At 64.4% G+C, this 20,216-nt stretch carries 20 protein-coding genes; 15 read left to right on the top strand and 5 right to left on the bottom strand.

Annotation, left to right across the window (positions count from 1 at the left end):
* The first annotated feature begins 50 nt into the window (after window positions 1-50).
* Complete coding sequence (locus FJ527_RS12085; protein ID WP_140823199.1) at window positions 51-1,730, top strand: formate--tetrahydrofolate ligase; 1,680 nt, start codon at window positions 51-53, stop codon at window positions 1,728-1,730.
* Window positions 1,731-1,798: 68 nt separating this feature from the next.
* Here FJ527_RS12085 and FJ527_RS12080 read toward each other — a convergent pair whose 3' ends face one another.
* Window positions 1,799-2,443 carry a cysteine hydrolase family protein gene (locus FJ527_RS12080; RefSeq protein WP_140823198.1) on the bottom strand — a complete coding sequence of 215 codons (645 nt, stop codon included), beginning with the start codon at window positions 2,441-2,443 and terminating at the stop codon, window positions 1,799-1,801.
* Between the two features lie 125 nt (window positions 2,444-2,568).
* Between FJ527_RS12080 and FJ527_RS12075 the strand changes: the two genes are divergently transcribed.
* A complete protein-coding gene (locus FJ527_RS12075; RefSeq protein ID WP_015316034.1) occupies window positions 2,569-3,564 on the top strand; it encodes a helix-turn-helix domain-containing protein in 996 nt (331 codons plus the stop codon).
* A gap of 57 nt (window positions 3,565-3,621) precedes the next feature.
* Here the strand turns inward: FJ527_RS12075 and FJ527_RS12070 are convergent, their stop codons facing one another.
* Window positions 3,622-4,206, bottom strand: coding sequence for a cytochrome b/b6 domain-containing protein (locus FJ527_RS12070; RefSeq protein ID WP_140823197.1), 585 nt, complete (start codon window positions 4,204-4,206; stop codon window positions 3,622-3,624).
* Window positions 4,207-4,211: 5 nt separating this feature from the next.
* Window positions 4,212-4,478 carry a PepSY domain-containing protein gene (locus tag FJ527_RS12065; RefSeq protein WP_015316032.1) on the bottom strand — a complete coding sequence of 89 codons (267 nt, stop codon included), beginning with the start codon at window positions 4,476-4,478 and terminating at the stop codon, window positions 4,212-4,214.
* 165 nt (window positions 4,479-4,643) lie between these two features.
* Between FJ527_RS12065 and FJ527_RS12060 the strand changes: the two genes are divergently transcribed.
* Window positions 4,644-5,303 carry a response regulator gene (locus tag FJ527_RS12060; protein WP_140823196.1) on the top strand — a complete coding sequence of 220 codons (660 nt, stop codon included), beginning with the start codon at window positions 4,644-4,646 and terminating at the stop codon, window positions 5,301-5,303.
* Window positions 5,300-6,649, top strand: coding sequence for an ATP-binding protein (locus tag FJ527_RS12055; protein ID WP_140823195.1), 1,350 nt, complete (start codon window positions 5,300-5,302; stop codon window positions 6,647-6,649). Before FJ527_RS12060 ends, FJ527_RS12055 begins: the two co-directional genes overlap by 4 nt.
* On the opposite strand, the gene FJ527_RS12050 is transcribed toward FJ527_RS12055, so the two are convergent.
* Entirely contained in the window at window positions 6,636-7,193 is a 558-nt protein-coding gene (locus FJ527_RS12050) for a sugar O-acetyltransferase (RefSeq protein ID WP_140823194.1), read from the bottom strand. The two genes, FJ527_RS12055 and FJ527_RS12050, sit on opposite strands and share 14 nt — an antisense overlap.
* Before the next feature lie 213 nt (window positions 7,194-7,406).
* On the opposite strand from FJ527_RS12050, the gene FJ527_RS12045 reads away from it, so the two are divergent.
* The 7 genes from FJ527_RS12045 (at window position 7,407) to FJ527_RS12015 (ending at window position 15,990) form a co-directional block, all read left to right on the top strand.
* Entirely contained in the window at window positions 7,407-8,054 is a 648-nt protein-coding gene (locus tag FJ527_RS12045; RefSeq protein WP_140713590.1) for a glutathione S-transferase family protein, read from the top strand.
* Between the two features lie 116 nt (window positions 8,055-8,170).
* Window positions 8,171-8,632 (top strand): DUF4126 domain-containing protein, encoded by a 462-nt coding sequence (locus FJ527_RS12040; RefSeq protein ID WP_140713588.1) that lies wholly within the window; start codon window positions 8,171-8,173, stop codon window positions 8,630-8,632.
* An 11-nt stretch (window positions 8,633-8,643) separates the two neighbouring features.
* Window positions 8,644-10,020 (top strand): FAD-containing oxidoreductase, encoded by a 1,377-nt coding sequence (locus FJ527_RS12035; RefSeq protein WP_140823307.1) that lies wholly within the window; start codon window positions 8,644-8,646, stop codon window positions 10,018-10,020.
* A 287-nt stretch (window positions 10,021-10,307) separates the two neighbouring features.
* The gene (locus FJ527_RS12030) at window positions 10,308-11,483 is read left to right on the top strand and encodes an MFS transporter (RefSeq protein WP_140665162.1); all 1,176 of its coding nucleotides are present in this window, start codon (window positions 10,308-10,310) and stop codon (window positions 11,481-11,483) included.
* An 87-nt stretch (window positions 11,484-11,570) separates the two neighbouring features.
* Entirely contained in the window at window positions 11,571-12,626 is a 1,056-nt protein-coding gene (locus tag FJ527_RS12025) for a succinylglutamate desuccinylase/aspartoacylase family protein (protein ID WP_140823193.1), read from the top strand.
* A 221-nt stretch (window positions 12,627-12,847) separates the two neighbouring features.
* Window positions 12,848-15,037 carry an anthranilate synthase gene (locus FJ527_RS12020; protein WP_140790921.1) on the top strand — a complete coding sequence of 730 codons (2,190 nt, stop codon included), beginning with the start codon at window positions 12,848-12,850 and terminating at the stop codon, window positions 15,035-15,037.
* 5 nt (window positions 15,038-15,042) lie between these two features.
* The gene (locus FJ527_RS12015; RefSeq protein ID WP_140823192.1) at window positions 15,043-15,990 is read left to right on the top strand and encodes a cation diffusion facilitator family transporter; all 948 of its coding nucleotides are present in this window, start codon (window positions 15,043-15,045) and stop codon (window positions 15,988-15,990) included.
* A gap of 171 nt (window positions 15,991-16,161) precedes the next feature.
* Here the strand turns inward: FJ527_RS12015 and FJ527_RS12010 are convergent, their stop codons facing one another.
* Window positions 16,162-17,259 carry a hypothetical protein gene (locus tag FJ527_RS12010; RefSeq protein ID WP_140823191.1) on the bottom strand — a complete coding sequence of 366 codons (1,098 nt, stop codon included), beginning with the start codon at window positions 17,257-17,259 and terminating at the stop codon, window positions 16,162-16,164.
* Between the two features lie 101 nt (window positions 17,260-17,360).
* On the opposite strand from FJ527_RS12010, the gene FJ527_RS12005 reads away from it, so the two are divergent.
* From FJ527_RS12005 to FJ527_RS11990, 4 genes are all read left to right on the top strand, one after another.
* Window positions 17,361-17,798: a DsrE family protein gene (locus FJ527_RS12005; RefSeq protein WP_140823190.1), complete on the top strand. Its 438-nt coding sequence runs from the start codon at window positions 17,361-17,363 to the stop codon at window positions 17,796-17,798.
* A gap of 71 nt (window positions 17,799-17,869) precedes the next feature.
* On the top strand, window positions 17,870-18,655 hold the full coding sequence (locus FJ527_RS12000) for an SDR family oxidoreductase (RefSeq protein ID WP_140823189.1): 786 nt from the start codon (window positions 17,870-17,872) through the stop codon (window positions 18,653-18,655).
* A 58-nt stretch (window positions 18,656-18,713) separates the two neighbouring features.
* Entirely contained in the window at window positions 18,714-19,022 is a 309-nt protein-coding gene (locus FJ527_RS11995) for a putative quinol monooxygenase (protein WP_015316017.1), read from the top strand.
* A 79-nt stretch (window positions 19,023-19,101) separates the two neighbouring features.
* Window positions 19,102-20,205: an AbrB family transcriptional regulator gene (locus FJ527_RS11990; protein WP_140823188.1), complete on the top strand. Its 1,104-nt coding sequence runs from the start codon at window positions 19,102-19,104 to the stop codon at window positions 20,203-20,205.
* The last annotated feature ends 11 nt before the right edge of the window (window positions 20,206-20,216 follow it).

Here is a 20,216-nt window from a genome sequence, read left to right as displayed (position 1 = left end):
AGTAAGATCAACCCCGTCCCCTCCACCGTCCAATCCAGAGGAACGCCGTCATGGCCGAAGTGAAGTCCGACATCGAGATCGCGCGTGGCGCCAGGAAAAAGCAGATCCAGGAGATCGGCCAGAAGATCGGCATCCCAACCGAACATCTGCTGCCCTACGGCCACGACAAGGCCAAGATTTCGGCCGAGTTCATCAAGTCGGTGAAGGGCAACAGGGACGGCAAGCTGATCCTCGTCACCGCCATCAACCCGACCCCGGCCGGCGAAGGCAAGACCACCACCACCGTCGGCCTCGGTGACGGTCTGAACCGCATCGGCAAGAAGGCGATCGTCTGCATCCGTGAAGCTTCGCTCGGCCCGAATTTCGGCGTCAAGGGCGGAGCCGCCGGCGGCGGTTACGCGCAGGTCGTGCCGATGGAGGACATGAACCTCCACTTCACCGGCGACTTCCACGCCATCACCACGGCGCACAACCTTTTGTCGGCCCTGATCGACAACCACATCTACTGGGGTAATGAACTCGGCATCGACACCCGCCGCGTGGTGTGGCGCCGCGTCATGGACATGAACGACCGGGCGCTGCGCGAGATCATCTGCTCACTCGGCGGCGTCGCCAACGGCTTTCCGCGCGAAGCCGGCTTCGACATCACCGTCGCCTCGGAAGTGATGGCGATCCTCTGCCTCGCCACCGACCTGAAGGACCTGGAAAAACGCCTCGGCGACATCATCGTCGCCTATCGCCGCGACAAGTCGGCGGTCTATGCCCGCGACCTCAAGGCCGATGGCGCCATGGCCGTCCTGCTCAAGGACGCCATGCAGCCCAATCTGGTGCAGACGCTGGAGAACAACCCGGCCTTCGTGCATGGCGGCCCGTTCGCCAACATCGCGCATGGCTGCAATTCGGTCGTCGCCACCACGACGGCACTCAAGCTTGCCGACTACGTCGTCACCGAAGCCGGTTTTGGTGCTGATCTGGGTGCCGAAAAGTTCTTCGACATCAAGTGCCGCAAGGCCGGGCTGAAGCCGGCCGCCACCGTCATCGTCGCCACCGTGCGCGCCATGAAGATGAATGGCGGCGTCAAGAAGGAAGACCTTGGCAAGGAGAATATCGAAGCCGTCAGGAAGGGCTGCCCGAACCTTGGACGCCACATCGAGAACATCAGGCAGTTCGGCGTCCCGGCGGTCGTTGCCATCAACCACTTCTATTCCGACACCGACGCCGAGATCCAGGCGCTCAAGGACTATGTCGCCTCGATGGGCGAGGAAGCGATCCTGTGCAAGCACTGGGCCAACGGCTCCGCCGGCATTGAGGAGCTTGCCAACAAGGTGGTGGCGCTCGCCGAATCCGGCGCCTCGCAGTTCGCGCCACTCTATCCCGACTCCATGCCGCTGTTCGAGAAAATAAACACCATCGTTCAGCGCATCTATCGCGGCTCGGAAGCCATCGCCGACAAATCGGTGCGCGACCAGTTGAAGGCCTGGGAGGATGCTGGTTACGGCAACCTTCCGGTCTGCATGGCCAAGACACAGTACTCGTTCTCGACCGACCCGAACCTGCGCGGCGCGCCGACCGGCCACACCGTGCCGGTGCGCGAGGTCAGGCTGTCCGCCGGCGCCGGCTTCGTCGTCATCATCTGCGGCGAGGTCATGACCATGCCTGGCCTGCCGAGCAAGCCGTCGTCGGAAAAGATCTTCCTCAACGAGGCCGGCCAGATCGAAGGCCTGTTCTGATCTTTCATCTCGACAAGAACAAGAAGGGCGCCGCATCGCCGCGGCGCCCTTCTCGTTTGCGGATAGTCCTACGCGGCGCTGCGCGACAGCGCCCGCTGGTTGGACGCATGGATCGTGTCGCGTTCCGGCAGCGCGCCGGTCTCCAGGCAGTCGATCCATTCGGCGGTCTTGAGCACCGCGGCGAAGCGCGACTGCAGGATGATGCTCACCACGCGATGGATCTCCTCGGCCGAGGCGTAGCCGGCGCTGTTGGCGTAAGGCACCGAACCGCTCGCGTCGGACAGGAACTCGACCGCGAAGCCCATATGCACGGCATGGATGATGGTCGACAGGTCGCAATTATGCGTCATATAGCCGACGACCGCGATCGTATCGATGGCGTTGGCGCGCAACCAGTCCTCGAGGTCGGTACCGGTGAAGGCGCTTGGCAAGTTCTTCTCGACGTAATGGTCGCGGCTACGCCTGGCGATCTCGGGATGCAGTTCGCCGCCATGGCTGCCCCGGGCGAAGATCGGCGACGTCTCGGGCGCCATCTGCTTGACGACCACGACCTTGATGCCTGCTGCCGATGCGGCATCCATGGCACGCGTCACGTTGACGACGCTGTCGCGGAACGGCGGATACTGGATCGCCAGGTTGCCGCCGTCATAGTCATTCTGGACGTCGACGACGATCAGCGCGCGGCGCGGCGCGGTGTTGGCTGGGGCAGACATGATGTTTCCTTTCAGGCTTGAATGCGATGGACCGAAGATAGCCTGCTGACCGAGGCGCCAACAGTGGCCCGATTGACATCACACGAAAGAATTGGGACAATCCTCCTTCACACTGGAACCGCCCCATGACCGCTCCCATCATCGCCGTCCTCGCCTTCGACGGCATCAGTCCGTTCCATCTCTCCGTGCCGTGCCTGGTGTTCGGCGCCGACCGCACCAGGCTCGGCCTGCCGCGCTTCGACTTCCGCGTCTGCGGCGTGGAGGAAGGGCTGATTCAGACCGACGCCGGATTGAGCATCCTGGTCCCGCACGGGCTTGCCGCGCTCGAAGACGCCGATATCGTCATCATCCCGAGCTGGAAGGATCTCGGAGCGCCTGTGGCAAAACCGCTCGAGGAAGCGCTCGGCCGCGCCCACCGGCGCGGCGCGCTGATCGTGGGCCTCTGCCTCGGCACCTTTGCCCTCGCCGCCGCCGGCCTGCTTTCAGGACGGAAGGCGACCACGCATTGGGCCTATACGGATCAGTTGCAGGCTCTCCATCCCGACATTTCGGTCGATGCGGACGTGCTCTACGTTGACGGCGGCGACATCGTCACCTCCGCCGGCGTCGCCGCCGGGCTCGACTGCTGCCTGCACATCGTGCGCGCCCGCTATGGCGCCGAGGCGGCACTGCGGCTCGCCCGGCACATCGTGCTTTCGCCGCACCGGCAAGGCGGACAGGCGCAGTTCATCGAACGCCCGGTAGCGCCGAGCCCGGCCGCCGACCGCTTTACCCAGGCTCTCGACATGGTGCGCGCGACATCAGGCGAACCGCACAGTCTCGACAGCGTCGCTGACGCGGCCGGTCTCACCCGCCGCACCTTTACCCGCCGTTTCCAGAAGACGACAGGTACCAGCTTCGGCGACTGGCTGGCCGACCAGCGCATCGCGCTGGCGCAGAGGCTGCTGGAGGCGACGGACAAGCCGATGGACATGGTCGCCTTCGAGGCCGGCTTCGGCAGCGCAACTTCCTTGCGCCAACATTTTGCCGCGCGGCTAAGGACATCGCCGGTGCAATATCGGCGCGAGTTTTCCAGACGGGTCGATCAGGACGAACGGGTGGCGCTGGACCTGTCATCTTGATCGAACGGCAAGGGCGCCGCGTCGCTGCGGGTGCCCTTGCATTTCCGCTCTCCGCGGTCAGCCAACGTCTTGCGGCGAGGCCGCGCGTTTACGGCCGGTGATCATGGCGCGAACCAGATTTTCATGATGACGCAGACTGGCGAACAGCACGCCGCCGACATGAAGTCCAATCAGCACCAGGACACCATTGCCCAGGATCTTGTGCGTATCCTCGACCCAGGCCACGCCCCACCAGGCATCGGTGGTCTGCATCCAGCCGGTGAGCGCAATTCCTGCCACGCAAGCCAGAAGCGCCAGCACCATTGCACCGCCGGCGGGGTTGTGGCCGAGATAGCGTTTTTCATCGCCATGCGCCACGTCGGCGAGATAAGAACTCACCACGCGCGGTCCACGCACAAACTGACGGAAGCGCGTGTATCCCGACCCCGCCAGACCGGCGATCAAACGCGAGGCAATCAGAACCCCGGCACTGTAGCCGGCCAGTTCATGCACCTTCATGATTTCGCCTGAAGAAAGCCACGCCACCGCGACGCAAAGGACCAGCGACCAGTGAAAGAGGCGGACGTAGGGGCTCCAGACCTCGACCGAGGCCTCTCGTGTCGACTCGACCGAGGTTTCTCGTGTCGAAACAGTGGCGTTCATGGCCGTCAACCGTCATCGGAATCGGCACCGACCGACTCCAGCGTCTTGGGATTGAAGACGGCTTCCAGCTTCTTGCCATTGGCGTCTAGCGCCTTGGCTTCATAGCAGCCGTGTTCCGTCTTGATGCTGCGAACCTTCCAGCCTTCGCTTTCAAGCTTCTTCTGCAAGGCTTCGCGCGGCTGCCACTGGCCGGTCGGCACATCGCATTTGTCGGCGGCGAAGGCCGGGCTGGCAAAAGCCATAACCAGCGCGGTCAGGATCAAGGTCTTCATCTTATTTTCTCCATCGGCCAATTCCGATGTCGAGGACCTTGGCCGCGAAACCTGACAGCAGCCTGAACACGCATCGCATCGTGCAAAAGCCTCAGTTGGCTTTCATTCAGCTTCCTGTCAGCCTCGTGCCGCATGAAGGCGCGTGTGCAGCGACACGGAGGCGAAGTGCGCGTTCTGTTGATCGAAGATGATCCGGTGCTGGGCGAAGCGGTGCGCGATCATATCGCCGCCGACGGCCACGCCGTGGACTGGAGCACGACGCTTGGCGGTGCCTGCGATCACCTCCGTGTAGTTTCCTATATGCTCCTCCTGCTTGACCTGCATCTGCCCGACGGCAAGGGTCTCGAATTCCTTAAAACGCTGCGTCGTGAAGGCACCGATACGCCGGTCATCATCCTGACCGCGCGCGACCAGCTCTCAGACCGCATAGCGGGGCTGAATTCCGGGGCGGACGACTATCTGGTCAAGCCCTTCGATCTCAGCGAGTTGTCTGCACGCCTTGCCGCGGTCGCGCGCCGCTATGCCGGAAACCCCAACCCTTTGATCCGGCTCGGAGCCGTCGAAATCGACCAGGCCGCGCGCCGCGTTACCATCGACGGCACGGAGGCCATGCTGACATCGCGCGAATGGGCGGTGCTGGAGCAGTTCCTGCGCCGGCCCGGCATGACAGTCGGCAAGAACCAGATCGAGGAGGCGCTCTATGCCTTCGGCGCGGAGATCGAAAGCAACACTGTCGAAGTCTATGTCAGCCGCTTACGCAAGAAGATCGGGCGCCAGGTCCTTACAACCGTGAGGGGGTTGGGCTACCGCCTTGCACTCCCATGAAGGTCTTCAGCAGCCTTGCCGGTCGCCTCGTGTCGTCGCTGATCCTCGTCACGGTCGCTGTTGGCCTGGTCGCCGCTGGCACCGGAAGCATCACGCTGCACCGCGAAATCAATGAAGCCATGGACAATTCGATGCAGGAGGCAGCCCGCAGACTGCTGCCGCTGGTCATCGACGATATGTTCGGGCGTGAGGCATCGCAATCGCCGCGCAGGCTGGGGGAGGCTGTTTCGGACGACGAAGGCGGCCGCCTCATCTTCCAGGTGCGGGACGCCGGCGGCCGCGTTCTCATGCATTCCCATGACGCTCCCGCGGAGCCGCTCACGGCTGAGCTCGCGCAGGGCTTCTCGGAGGCAGCCGGATGGCGCATCTACACCGAGCCCGCGGTCAGCGGCACAATACTCATCCAGGTCGCCGAGCTCGATTCACGGCGCAATGAGGAAACGCTCGAAGCCGCCACCGGCTTCCTCATACCGATGGTCATTCTCATCCCGTTGAGCGCACTTGTCGCGTGGCTGACCCTGACGCGTTTCCTGAGGCCGATCGCGACACTGCGCGGCGAAATCAGCGCCCGCCACGGCGACAACCTTGCTCCGATCCGCACCGAGGACCTGCCCTCCGAACTTGCCGCCATCGCCAAGTCGGTCAACAGCCTGATGCGGCGCCTGCATATGGCGCTCGATGCTGAAAAGGAGTTCACGGCGAACGCCGCGCATGAATTGCGCACACCGATCGCCGGCGCGTTGGCACAAACGGAGCGCCTGATCGCGGAAACATCCGACGAGGCGGCAAGAAAACGCCCGCGCCAGATCAAGGCGGCTCTGTCCGACCTCGCCGGCCTGTCCGAAAAGCTGATGCAGCTGGCGCGCGCCGACGCCGGAGTAGCGATCGCCGGCAAGCCAGCCGATCTCGCCGCGGTCGCCGCATTGGTGGTCGCCGACTTCGAGCAGCACGGCCAGAACAGGGGTCGGCTTCGTATTGAAGCGTCCGACCAAGGCAAGGCGTTGGCCGCGATCGATACGGATGCATTGGCCATTATCCTGCGCAACCTCATCGAGAACGCCTTGCGGCATGGCGCCGAGGGCGGCGAGGTTGTCGTTCGCATCACTGACGATGCCCGGCTCAGCGTGATCAACCAAGGTCCGGTGGCGTCAGCTCCCGGCGGTCTGGTCAAACGGTTCGAACGCGGTGGGACGCGTGCCGAAGGATCAGGCCTGGGACTGGCGATCGTCACCAAAATCCTGCAGCAGATCGATGCGACGCTTGTCCTGACCTCACCGGCATCCGGCCGACGGGACGGTTTTGAAGCGACGATCAGGTTCCCGCCGCGTAGTGTCAGCCCCGCCTGACCACCCGCGCCGGGTTGCCGACCACGGTCGTGTGCGCCGCCACGTCGCGCGTCACCACCGCCCCGGCGCCGACGATGGCGCCCTCGCCGATACTGACGCCGCCAAGGACGACCGCGCTGCCGCCGATCCAGGTATTGTCACCGATCGTGACCGGCTTGGCGATCTCCAGCCCCGCCTGGCGCCTTGCCGCCTCCTTATGGTGCTCGGCGCAATAGATCTGCACATTGGGGCCAAGCAGCGTCCCCTCGCCGATACGCACCGGCGCGGTGTCAAGAATGGTGCAGCCGGCATTGAGGAAGGTGCCGGCGCCGAGAAAGATGTTGAAGCCGTAGGCGCAATGGAACGGCGCCTCGATGCGGGCACCCTCGCCCACGCCGCCCAGCAGTGTCCGCAGGGCCGGCCCGAGATTCCCGCGTCGGCGAGGCGGCAGCGTATTGTGCTCGAACACCGCATCCGCGGCCAAGCCGCGCAACGCGCCAAGATCGTCATCCAGGCACGTATACCATTCACCACCAGCCATTTTCGCGCGTTCGCTCTGAACCATGGCAGTGCCTCCGTTTTTTTACATCACTGCGAACAGCGCCAAGGCGAGGACTGACGTGAAATCCGTAAACCAGGATGCGCGGCCTTGCTGATTGGCGGCCATTCGCGATCTGCTCCGGCAATGAAATAGTTCAGGACCGATGTCGATTTCCGGGAAGCTCATTCGTCCTCGGTAGGAAGCCGAAGAAATTCGCCCAGGCAAGGAACAAATGCGATGACAATCACGATCACGGCGTTTGAACGATCACCCGATGGCGGGAAGGGACTGGCCCGCGATACGCGTGTTCGCTGGGCGCTGGAAGAAGTGGGGCAGCCTTACGCGGTTCGTTTTGTTTCCTTCGCGGGCATGAAGGCGCCTGACCATCTGGCCATCCATCCTTTCGGCCAGATCCCCACCTATGAGGACGGTTCTCTCTCGCTGTTCGAGACCGGCTCGATCGTCTTTCATCTTGCCGAGCAGCATGCGGGCCTGCTGCCGAAGGAGCGCAACGCCCGCGCGCGAGCGATCACGTGGATGTTTGCCGCGCTGAACACCATCGAGCCGCCGATCCTCGAATTGACCACGGCAAGAATTTTCGAAGCGGACAAGCCCTGGAGCGAGGCGCGCTTGCCGCTGGTAAAGGACCGTGTTCGCGCCCGGCTGGACTGTCTCTCGACGCATTTGGGCGTCGCGGACTGGCTCGATGATGCGTTCAGCGCCGGCGATCTATTGATGGTGTCAGTGCTGCTACGACTGAGAATGTCAGGCATTCTGGATGAATACCAAAACCTGGCCGCCTATGTGGCGCGCGGGGAAGCTCGGCCCGCTTATATCAGGGCTTTCGCCGCGCAATTTGCGATCAACGCTCCATCAGCCAACTGACTTGCCTCGATCCGCCGTGGCTGTGCGCTTGTGAGTCTGCGGCCTAGCCAAATATCCGGCCTATGGTAGCTTGCCGTTTCAAGGCTGTACCGGCCCGGGATCGAGGGGGATCGACCATGCTCTACATTCTTGCACTCCTGATCGGCGTCATTGCCGGCCTGCGCGCCATGACGGCACCTGCCGCCGTTGCCTGGGGCGCCTATCTCAGCTGGCTGCCGGTTGCCGGCACCTGGGCGAGCTTCATGGGCCATTGGGCGGCTGTCGGCATCTTCACCGTCCTGGCCATCGTCGAACTGGTCACCGACCAGCTGCCGTCGACGCCAAGCCGCAAGGTGCCGCAGCAGTTCGGCGCCCGCATTCTGCTCGGCGCGTTCAGCGGCGCGGTGATCGGCGCGACCAGCGGCGCCACCATCGTGTGCCTGATCGCCGGAGCGATCGGCGCGGTCATCGGCACCCTGGGTGGTGCCGAAGCGCGCGGCCGGCTGGCGGCCGTTTTCGGCAAGGATCCGCCCGCGGCCTTCATCGAGGATGCGGTGGCGATCATCGGCGGCCTGCTGATCGTGGCGGCGGTGGCATGACGGCCCAGACCTTGAACGCAAGGACCTTCGACGCCATCATCATCGGCGCTGGCCAGGCGGGGTCGCCCCTGGCGGGCCGCCTGGCGGCAGCCGGTATGAGCGTGGCGCTGATCGAGCGCAAGCTGGTCGGCGGCACCTGTGTCAACACCGGCTGCATGCCGACCAAGACCATGGTCGCCAGCGCCTATGCCGCCCATCTGGCGCGGCGCGCTGCCGACTATGGCGTGACGTTCCCCGGCTCCGTCGGGGTCGATTATAGCAGGATCAAGGCGCGCAAGGACAAGGTAACCAACGACGCCCGTGGCAATCTGGAGACCTGGATCGCCGGAATGGAGCGCTGCACGCTCTATCGCGGCCATGCACGCTTCGAATCCGCCAACACGGTGCGCGTCGGCGACGACCTGTTGACCGCCGAGAAGATCTTTCTCAACACCGGCGGCCGCGCCTCGGTGCCGGACCTGCCCGGCATCCACGACATCGACTATCTGACCAACTCGTCGATGATGGATCTCGACGTTTTGCCGCGCCACCTGATCGTCGTCGGCGGCAGCTACATCTCGCTCGAATTCGCGCAGATGTTCCGCCGCTTCGGTTCGGAAGTCACCGTCATCGAAAAGAGCCCGCGCCTCACCGGCCGCGAGGACGAGGACGTCTCGGCCGCCATCCTGTCGATCCTCGAAAACGAAGGGATCGCGGTCCATGTCGGCGCCGACGACATCGGCTTCGCCAAGCAGGGCGGGGACATTGCCGTGAGTTTCTCCACGGGCCAGCCGCCCGCGGTCGGCTCGCATGTGCTGCTGGCGCTGGGCCGAACGCTCAATACCGACGATCTCGGCCTCGACAAGGCGGGCGTCGAGGTCGACGAACGCGGCGCGGTTGTCGTCGACGACCAGCTGCGCACCAGCGTGCCAGGCATCTGGGCGATGGGCGACTGCAACGGCAAGGGCGCCTTCACCCACACCTCCTACAACGACTATGAGATCGTCGCCGCCAATCTGCTCGACAAGGATCCGCGCAGGATCAGCGACCGCATCGAGGCGTACGCGCTCTACATCGATCCGCCGCTCGGCCGTTGCGGCATGACCGAGACGGCGGTGAGGAAATCCGGACGTCGCGCCCTGGTCGGCCAGCGGCCGATGACCCGTGTCGGCCGCGCCGTCGAAAAGGGCGAGACGCAGGGTTTCATGAAGATCCTCGTGGACGCCGACACCAGGGAGATCCTCGGCTGCTCCGTGCTCGGTCCGGGCGGTGACGAGGCGGTGCATTGCGTGCTCGACCTGATGTACGCCAAGGCGCCGGTCGACACACTGGCGCGCGCCGTGCACATCCATCCCACCGTCTCGGAGCTGCTGCCCACCATCGCCCAGGAGCTGAAGCCGCTGGCGTGAGACTGTCAGCCGCAGCCCCTTCTGTCGTCGCCTGTGTCTTGCCGAAGGCTCCGCGATTTCACGGTCGTCATCACGCATTTATTGCTGGGGCCGCGCCGGCTTCAAGATATCGTGTCGGGCACGAAGCGACATCGTTTCAGCCCTTGAAGGATCGGCCTGCGTCGGGCCGGTAGAAGAGGAGACGTCCGCTCCACGCTTTCTGCATTGCTGCATTGCGGCAATGTCTGTTGCGCCCGGCAGGGATCCTCGCGCAGTCTGAAATTGAACCGATTCAGTCTGGACCTCCCATGCCTTTGCCGATCCTTGCGCTTGCCATTGCGTCCTTCTGCATCGGCACCACCGAATTCGTCATCATGGGCCTGCTGCCCGAGGTCGCCGCCGATCTCGGCGTGACGATCCCCGCCGCCGGCCTGCTGGTTACCGGCTACGCGCTGGGGGTCGTCTTCGGCGCGCCTGTCGTGGCCATGGCTACCGCGCATTTGCCGCGCAAGCCCGTGCTGGTGGGACTTGCGGCCCTGTTCGTCGTCGGCAATCTCTTCTGCGCCATCGCGCCCAATTACTGGCTGCTGATGGCTGCGCGCGTCTTCACCGCTTTCGGCCATGGCGCCTTCTTCGGCATCGGCTCGGTCGTCGCGGCAAGCCTTGTGCCGCGCAACAAGCGCGCCAGCGCCATCGCGCTGATGTTCGCGGGCCTGACGCTCGCCAACATCCTCGGGGTTCCCGCAGGCACCGCACTCGGCGAAGCCTTCGGCTGGCGGGCCACCTTTCTGGCCGTGGTCGGCATCGGCCTGATCTCGGTCGCGGCCATCGCCTGGCTGGTGCCGTCCGACGTCACGGAACCGAGCGGCGGCGGTCTGCGCGCCGAAGTCCGTGTGCTCGGCAAGCTGCAAGTGTGGCTGGCGATGCTGATCGCGGCGCTGACCTCGGCCAGCCTGTTCGCCGTCTTCACATACATAAAGCCATACCTCACCGACGTGTCGGGCCTGTCGACCGCGGCTGTCACCTGGGTGCTGTTGCTGTTCGGCGCCGGCATGACCATCGGCAACATCATCGGCGGCAGGCTTGCCGACTGGAAACTGATGCCGACAGTGATCGCCACCTTGCTGCTGATGGCCCTGCTGTTCGTCGGCTTCATGCAGTTCGGCGCGATCGCCAGCGTTGCCATCGGCATCGTCTTCCTCTGGGGCCTGCTCATCTTCGTCGTCGTGCCACCTCTGCAGATCCGGGTCGTCGAGGCGGCTTCCGAAGGACCGAACCTTGCAGCCACGCTCAATCAAGGCGCCTTCAATGTCGGCAATGCCGGCGGCGCATGGATCGGCGGCGTGGCGCTGTCATCAGGCGTTTCCTATGCCGGTTTGCCACTGGTCGGCGCGGTGCTAGCCCTGCTGGCGGTCGCCGCTGCGGTGCTGTCGGCGGCGCTGGACAGGCGCGCGCCTGTCACGCTTCACGCTGCCGCGGAATAGGCCCTTGCGCCCATAGCGCGGCGGGCTGGACCAATCGACATCGGTACCTTCCAATGGGCATGTCTTCTCGCTTTCATGGAGAACGTCATGCAGAAATCGATCGAACGCATCGCCGGCGACAGCGACGGCGTTTCCTACGAATTCCCGGTGCTCCGCTTGGCCGGCGCCGACAAGACAGCACCTTCGGCCTACCTGCAGGCAGCGCTCCATGCCGGCGAATTGCCTGGCGTCGTCGCCGTCGATGCATTGATGCCGATGCTGAACAAGGCCGAGGCCGAGGGTCGCATCAAGGGCAACATCACCATCGTGCCCTGGGCCAACCCGATCGGCCGCGCGCAATACCATTTCGGCGAGCACCAGGGTCGCTTTCATCTGGGCACCCGCACCAACTTCAACCGCGGCTTTCCGCTGCTGGCCGCGCCCGACGCCAGGCTCTTGCCGGACGCCACCTTTGGCGGCGCCGACCAGCGGCTGAAGTCGCGCCTGGTGCAGCTTTCGCTCGGCCATGACATCGTTCTCGACCTGCACTGCGACGATGAGGGTCTTGCCTATCTCTACGTCCACACCAGCCTGTGGCCCGGGATGGCCGATTGCGCCGCCGCCATGGGCGTCGATGCCGTGGTGCTGTGGAGCGAGGACACCGACGGCACCTTCGAGGGCGCTTCGATCATGCCCTACCAGAACGCATCGGCCGATGTGGCGAAGTTCGACAGGCGCGTCGCCACCACTGTCGAATATCGCGGCATTCTCGATGTCGACGGCGCGCTGGCCAAGTCCGACGCCGAAGGCCTCTACCGGCTGCTGGTGGCGCGCGGCGTGATATCCGACACCGCCCTGCCCGCGCCCGGCCCCTTCAAGGGCGTCGCGGCACCTCTGGAAAATATCGACATGATGCCGGCGCCCCGTGGCGGTGCGGTCCTCTACGACGTCAAGCCCGGCGACCGCGTCACCAGGGGCGCGCGGCTCGCTACCATCGTTCACGCGCCAGGCGAAGCCGATGGCCGCACGGAAGTGTTCGCGCCGCAGGACGGCATCATCCTGACCCGCCGCTCGCGCCGCATCATCCGCATCGGCGAAGACCTGTTGAAACTGGTTGGCGACAGGAAGAGTGCCGATGCAAGGTCGGGCACGCTGGAGGATTGAGCCTGCGTCGAATCCAGTTGCGCGGCCGCCCAATCGCCGCTAAGGGAATCGCCATGAACATGCGTTCGATCAAGACCATTTGGTGGTGGGCCTGCTGACAGCGGCCTGTTCGAACGCGTGCGCGTGAAAATAGAGGGTGGCCGCAACGGAATGTCCGGGCGGCCATTTGTTTTTTAAAGCCATTCCCGGGTCCGTTGCCCAAGTAGCTGATGGAGACGGCAATGACGTTGAAGGTTCTGGAAAACGGCGCTGAAAGCTTCGCGACGGCGGGTGGCATCACCATCACCCGCGAGCGCCACGACCGCCCCTATGAAGGCGCGATCGACACTTATGTCGAGGGGCTGAACTCGCGCCGGGGCGCGGTATTTTCCTCGAACTACGAATATCCCGGCCGCTACACGCGCTGGGATACGGCCATCATCGATCCGCCGCTGGTCATCTCGGCACGCGGCCGCGCCATGCGTATCGAGGCGCTGAACGGCCGTGGCGAGGCGCTGTTGCCGGTCATCGGCAGGACACTGGGCGGCCTCGCCGAGGTCACGATCGCCGAGACCTCGAAAAAGCTGATCCGCCTCGATGTCGCCAAACCCGGCCGTGTCTTCACCGAGGAGGAACGCAGCCGCGTTCCCTCGGTCTTCACCGTGCTGCGCGCCATCACCGCGCTGTTCAAGACGGCGGAAGACGCCAATCTTGGTCTCTACGGCGCCTTCGGCTACGACCTTGCCTTCCAGTTCGACCCGGTCGACCACACGCTCGTGCGCAAGCAAAGCCAGCGCGACCTGGTGTTGTTCCTGCCCGACGAGATCCTGGTCGTCGACCACTACTCGGCCAAGGCCTGGACCGACCGTTACGACTATGCGGGCGAAGGTTTTTCGACCGAAGGCCTGCCACGCGACCAAATCGCCGAGCCGTTCAAGACCGCCGACCGTATCCCGCCACGCGGCGACCATGAGCCCGGCGAATACGCCAATCTGGTGCGCCGCGCGATGGACTCGTTCAAGCGTGGCGACCTGTTCGAGGTCGTCCCCGGCCAGATGTTCTACGAGCGCTGCGAGACCCAGCCCTCCGAGATTTCGCGCAAGCTGAAGTCCATCAACCCGTCGCCCTATTCCTTCTTCATCAACCTGGGCGAGAACGAATACCTGATCGGTGCGTCGCCGGAGATGTTCGTGCGCGTCAATGGCCGCCGCGTCGAGACCTGTCCGATCTCCGGCACCATCAAACGCGGCGACGACGCCATCTCCGATAGCGAGCAGATCTTGAAGCTGCTCAATTCGAAGAAGGACGAATCCGAGCTCACAATGTGCTCGGACGTCGATCGCAACGACAAGTCCAGGGTCTGCGAGCCGGGTTCTGTACGCGTCATCGGTCGCCGCCAGATCGAGATGTATTCGCGCCTGATCCACACGGTCGACCACATCGAGGGCCGCTTGCGTGAAGGCATGGACGCTTTCGACGCGTTTCTCTCGCACGCCTGGGCGGTCACCGTCACCGGCGCACCGAAACTGTGGGCCATGCGCTTCATCGAGCAGAACGAGAAAAGCCCGCGCGCCTGGTATGGCGGCGCGATCGGCATGGTCAACTTCAACGGCGACATGAATACCGGCCTTACCTTGCGCACCATCCGCATCAAGGACGGCATCGCCGAGGTTCGTGCCGGCGCTACATTGCTCTTCGACAGCATTCCAGAGGAAGAAGAAGCTGAAACCGAACTGAAGGCATCCGCCATGCTCTCCGCGATCCGCGACGCCAAGACGGGCAATTCGACCAGCACCGAGCGCACCACGGCGCGCGTCGGCGACGGCGTCAACATCCTTTTGGTCGACCACGAGGATTCCTTCGTCCATACGCTGGCCAACTACTTCCGCCAGACCGGCGCCAATGTCTCGACCGTGCGCTCGCCGGTGCCGGAGGAAGTCTTCGACCGGCTGAAGCCCGACCTCGTCGTGCTGTCACCCGGACCCGGCACGCCGAAGGACTTCGACTGCGCCGCGACCATCAAAAAGGCGCGCGCGCGCGACCTGCCCATCTTCGGGGTGTGCCTCGGCCTGCAGGCACTGGCGGAAGCCTATGGCGGAGAACTCAGGCAGTTGCACATTCCCATGCACGGCAAGCCGTCGCGTATCCGCGTCTCGAAGCCGGGCATCATCTTCTCCGGCCTGCCCAAGGAAGTCACCGTCGGCCGCTACCACTCGATCTTCGCCGATCCGGTACGCCTGCCCGACGATTTCATGGTTACGGCCGAGACGGAAGACGGCGTCATCATGGCCTTCGAGCACCGCAAGGAGCCGATCGCCGCGGTGCAGTTCCACCCGGAATCGATCATGACGCTCGGCCACAATGCCGGCATGCGCATCATCGAGAACATCGTCGCGCATTTGCCGCGAAAGGCCAAGGAAAAGGCAGCCTGACGCCAATGGCCGAAGCCGAGAACACGATGGCGATCGCAGCCAGGGCGGCCGCGAAGCGCAAGGTCGCCAACCTTGCCTTCTGGTCGATCGTGATCGCTTTTGTCGTGCTCGCGCTGAAAGCCGCCGCCTGGTACGTGACCGGCTCCGTCGCGCTCTATTCGGACGCGCTGGAATCGATCGTCAACGTCATCGCGTCGATTGCCGCTTTCTGGGCGATCCAGGTCAGCCACAAGCCGGCCGACCAGGATCACCCCTTCGGCCATCACAAGGCCGAGTATTTCTCCGCCGTGCTGGAAGGCGTGCTGATCGTGCTCGCCGCGCTTTTGATTCTGAACGAAGTCTGGCGCTCCTGGCAGGCCCCGGCGCCGCTCGAACAGCCTTGGAAAGGCCTTGCCGTCAACGGCGTCGCCACCGTCATCAACGCCTTCTGGGCCTGGATGCTGATTCGCACGGGCCGGGCGGAGAAATCGCCGGCGCTGGTCGCTGACGGCAATCACATCATGACCGATGTGGTGACGTCGGTCGGCGTCTTCGGCGGCCTGGTCGGAGCGATCCTGACCGGCTGGCAGATCCTCGACCCGGCATTGGCCGTCATCGTCGCGCTCAACATCCTGTGGCAGGGCTGGCATGTCATCGGCTCGTCGATGAACGGCCTGATGGACCGGGCCGTCGACACGGCGGAGCACATGCGCATCCGCGACATCATCTCGGCCAATTGCAAGGGCGCCATGGAGGTGCACGATCTCAAGACCCGCATCGCCGGCCGCGCCACCTTCATCGAGTTCCATCTGGTCGTAGACGCCGACATGTCGGTCGGCGCCAGCCATGTCATCTGCGATCGCATCGAAGACGCGCTGAAGGCCGAACTCCCCTCGGTGCGGGTGACCATCCATGTCGAGCCCGACGACGAAGCCAAGCTGCCCAAGGGCACGACCGCGGTGCCGTTCGCCTGAGGCGGGTCACTGTCGCTGACCTTGGAAGAGCAATTCCAAGAAAGCATGAGCGGCTCTCCGTCCGGAATTGCGTAAAAACAAAGAGCTAACCGGAGTTTCTCGACTTCGTCATCCTTGGGCGAAGCAGGAGCGCAGCTCCGTAGCGGCGACCCAAGGATGACGAAACGCTGGTTACGGCGCGCAGGCGGATTGTGGCATTGGCTCCAGCCGATAGACCTTGTCGTCGGACATCGTCTTGCCGTCGGCCGCCTTCGAGCACAGGTCGACGATCGCCAGGCTGCTGTTGGGGTTGGCAAGCGTGATGGCGCCGTTGGCGCCGCGCTTGAGGAAGATCTCCTTTTGCGCAATGTCGCAGGAATAATTGCTCGTCTTCGAACTCGCGGCACAACGCCATTGATCGGCCTCGCCCTGGCATGAATAAGTCTGCGTGACCTTGGCCCCCTTCTGCCGCGTCGTGACCGAGACCGCGATGTCGGCGCCGTCGGGCCAGTTCGCGGCGTCGCCTCCCGAGGCGAAGGACGCCAGTTCCACCGGTCCTCGAAACACCCGGATCGACTGCGTCAGTTGCTCTGGATGCGAACTCATATGCGCAGCGTCATAGTCGCGCCCGTAGCAGAAGGCCTGGTCGGGTTTGAGCCGCTCGCGCAGCGGCGGCCCGAGCGCCGGGTCGATCGGATCGATGCGGGCGAATTCAGCCTTGCAGGTCGCCGCCGGCATCGGATCGAGGCGGAAATTGTCGTCTTCCTTGCCAAGCGCCTGCCTGTCGTATTCAGCCGCGCCGAGTTCTTCTTCCGAACCGGCGTCGAGGTAGATATCGGACGACAGGTCCGACAGGATCAGCCGACCCTTGCCGTCGACCTTCAGCGACGCCAGCGTACGGTCGCAGTCCATGCCGCAACGGATCGGGCCCGATGCGCCATCCTCGGACTCGTGATTGCACCAGCCTCCGGCCCATTCCGGCGCCTTGGCGCCACGCACCGTGGTGGTGAGGAACCCATTGTAGGAAGTATCGGAATTCGCGTTCGGTTCCTCATTCGGACGGCTGACCGGATTATGGCCGTAGTAGAAGAAAATCCGCGTCACCTTCTGCTTCGGACGCGCCTTGAGGTGCGCCGCGTCATAGACCCGGCCGAAACAGGCGTCCGCCCCGTTGGGGCTGAGTTCGGTGAGTTTGAGCGCATTGTCGGCAAAAGCAGAACCCACAAGTCCGCCAAGCAGTGCGGCGCCAAATCCGGCGCTGGCAAACGTCTTCCATTCCCTGAACGCCATGTGCCCCTCTCCGCATCGACAGGACGTAACGTTAATTTATGCTAGTATTGCGGCCGCGGCCACGCAAATCGCGCTGAGCCGGCAAGCCAGGGAGGCACGCCATGCGCCGACGTGACATGTTCCACGCGGCTCTCGCCGGAGCCGGGACGCTTCTAGGCCTGCGGGCGGTGCAGGCGGCAACCACCGAGCCTGCCAGGCTGAAGGTCGCCTATCACCTCAGCGACCTCGACAAGATCAATTTCGTGCTCGGCAACATCAAGAACCACTATGAGGGCACGGGCGGCAACGTCGATATCGCGCTGGTCGTGCATGGTCCGGCGCTTGCCGGCTTCAAGTCGAAGGGCATATCGGCGGCGGTTTCGGGGCGCTTTACCGGTCTTGTCCAGCAAGGGCTCGACCCGCATGCCTGCGGCAACACCATGCACGGCATGGATATTACGCTCGCCGATTTGCTCGACGGCTTCCATGCCGCCGACAGGGGTGGCGTCGTCAAGCTCGCCGAACTGCAAAGCCAGGGCTATGTCTATCTCAGGCCTTGAAGCGGCACTGACTTGAATGCAAGGGTGGCAACACCCGCCAAGAAACTTGGAAATCCCCCGGAGGAACAGCAGTGCCAGAGACAGCCCTTGGTCTTGTCATCCCCGACCTCGCCGGCAAGGCGGTGCTGGTCACCGGCGCCTCGACCGGCATCGGCGCGGCGCTCGCGCTCGCTTATGCCGGGCAGGAATGCAAGGTGGCGCTGCACTACAATTCCAGCCGCGACGCCGCCGAGAAACTCGGCCAGACCATCCGCGACGGCGGCGGTGAGGTGTTCCTCGTCCAAGGCGACTTTTCTCTCCCTGCCGATGTCGAACGCGTCGTCGAGGACAGCGCGCGGCATTTCGGCCGGCTCGACGGGCTGGTCAACAATGCCGGCGGCATGCTTGGCCGCGTGCCCTACGCCGAGCAGACCGAGGCGCATTACGACGCGGTGATGGACCTCAACGCACGCTCGGTGCTGACCGCCACGCGCAAGGCGATCCCGTGGCTGAAAAAACAGGGCGGCTTCATCGTCAACACCTCGTCGATCGCCGCGCGCAACGGGGCGGGCGGCGGCGCCGGCCTTTACGGCTCGGCCAAGGCCTTCGTCTCCAACGTGACGCGCGGCATGGCCAAGGAACTGATCGGCTTCGGCATCCGCGTCAACGCCGTGGCGCCGGGCACCATCCTTACCCCCTTCCACGAACGCTATTCGACCGACGAGCAGATGAAGGGCATGGTCGCCACCATCCCGCAGGGCCGTGCCGGCACGGCGCAAGATTGCGTCGGCGCCTATCTATTCCTCTCATCGGATCTGTTGAGCGGCTACATCACCGGCCAGGTGATCGAGGTCAATGGCGGCCAGTTAATGCCTTGACCGGCGACCGGCATACTGGACACACTCCTTTCGCGCCAACCCAGGGGGAGACGAGGACATGTATGGACTGATCGGCAAGATGCGGGCGGCGCGTGGCCAGCGCGACGCTGTCATGGCCGTGCTGCGTGAGAGCACTGGCGCCCTGCCCGGCTGCCTGAGCTATATCATCGCCACCGACCCGGCCGACGCCGACGCGATCTGGGTGACCGAGGTGTGGACCGATCAGGCAAGCCACAAGGCCTCGCTGCAGCTTCCCGAAGTCCAGGCGGCGATCGCCAAGGCGCGCCCCTTCATCGGCGGCTTCGAATTCCAGGTGGAAACGCATCCGGTGGGCGGCTTCGGCTTGGCTGAAGCCAAAACGGGCTAAGGCGGGCGCCCGAGGCGGAAACATGCTTTTCACGCGCACTTGCGTTCGCATTTTTCGCGTCTGGGGTTAAGACCAGAACATGGATTCCGAGGCCGAGCAGCCAGCTTCCGACCAACCCGCCATCGAGCGCATGACGCGGCTGAGCAAGCCTTGGCAGTGGCTCATCCTGCTGGTCATCTCCGCGCTCTTCGCCGGCGCGCTGGAACTCGCCGCTTTGCCGGCGGCGCTGCTGATCGGACCGATGCTGGCGGCCATCGTCGCCGGCACCAACGGTGCCGCGGTGCGTGTGCCGCGCCTTCTGTTCGGCGCCGCCCAGGCTGTCGTCGGCTGCCTCGTCGCGGCTTCGATCTCGGCCGATATCTTCCCGGTCTTCTACAAGGAATGGCCGCTGTTCCTCGGCGTGGTGATCGCCACCGTCGCGGCCTCGAGCCTGCTTGGCTGGCTGATCAGCCGCTGGCGCATCCTGCCGGGCACCACCGCCGTCTGGGGTTCTTCGCCGGGGGCCGCCACCGCCATGGTGCTGATGGCCGGCGCCTTCGGCGCCGATCAACGCCTTGTCGCCTTCATGCAGTATCTGCGCGTCATCTTCGTCTCGATGACGGCAGCCCTCGTCGCCAAGATGTGGGTCGACACCTCGGGCATCGAGGTCCCGCCCGTTATCTGGTTCCCCGAGATCGATCCGCAACCCTTCGCCGCCACCATCGGCATGGCGCTCATCGGCGGCCTCGCGGGCAGGCTTTGCCGGCTGCCTTCGCCCTTCTTTCTCGGCAGCTTCATCTTCGGCACAGTCATCCATCTCGGCCTCGGGGTGCCGATGCAATTGCCGCAATGGCTGCTGGCGGTCAGTTACGCGATGGTCGGCTGGGCGATCGGCCTGAACTTCACCAGGCCAATCCTGCGCCACGCGGCACGCGCTTTGCCGCAGATCATCGCTTCGATCATCGCGCTGATCGCGTTTTGCGGCGGCCTTGCCCTCCTCATCAGCCGGCTCGCCGGCGTCGACCCGCTGACCGCCTATCTGGCGACAAGCCCTGGCGGCATGGACAGCGTCGCCATCATCGCCGCCGCCGCGCAGAACGTCGACATCTCCTTTGTCATGGCCCTGCAGTCGGCGCGCTTCCTGATCGTGCTGCTTGTCGGCCCGAGCATTGCCCGGCTGGTAGCCAGAAGCATCCGGGAATGATGAGGGCTGCC

This window comes from Mesorhizobium sp. B2-4-18 (assembly GCF_006441385.1).
GTDB lineage: Bacteria > Pseudomonadota > Alphaproteobacteria > Rhizobiales > Rhizobiaceae > Mesorhizobium > Mesorhizobium australicum.
The sequence above is the reverse complement of the archived record's forward strand: the minus strand, read 5'-3'. Positions and strand labels throughout refer to the sequence as shown.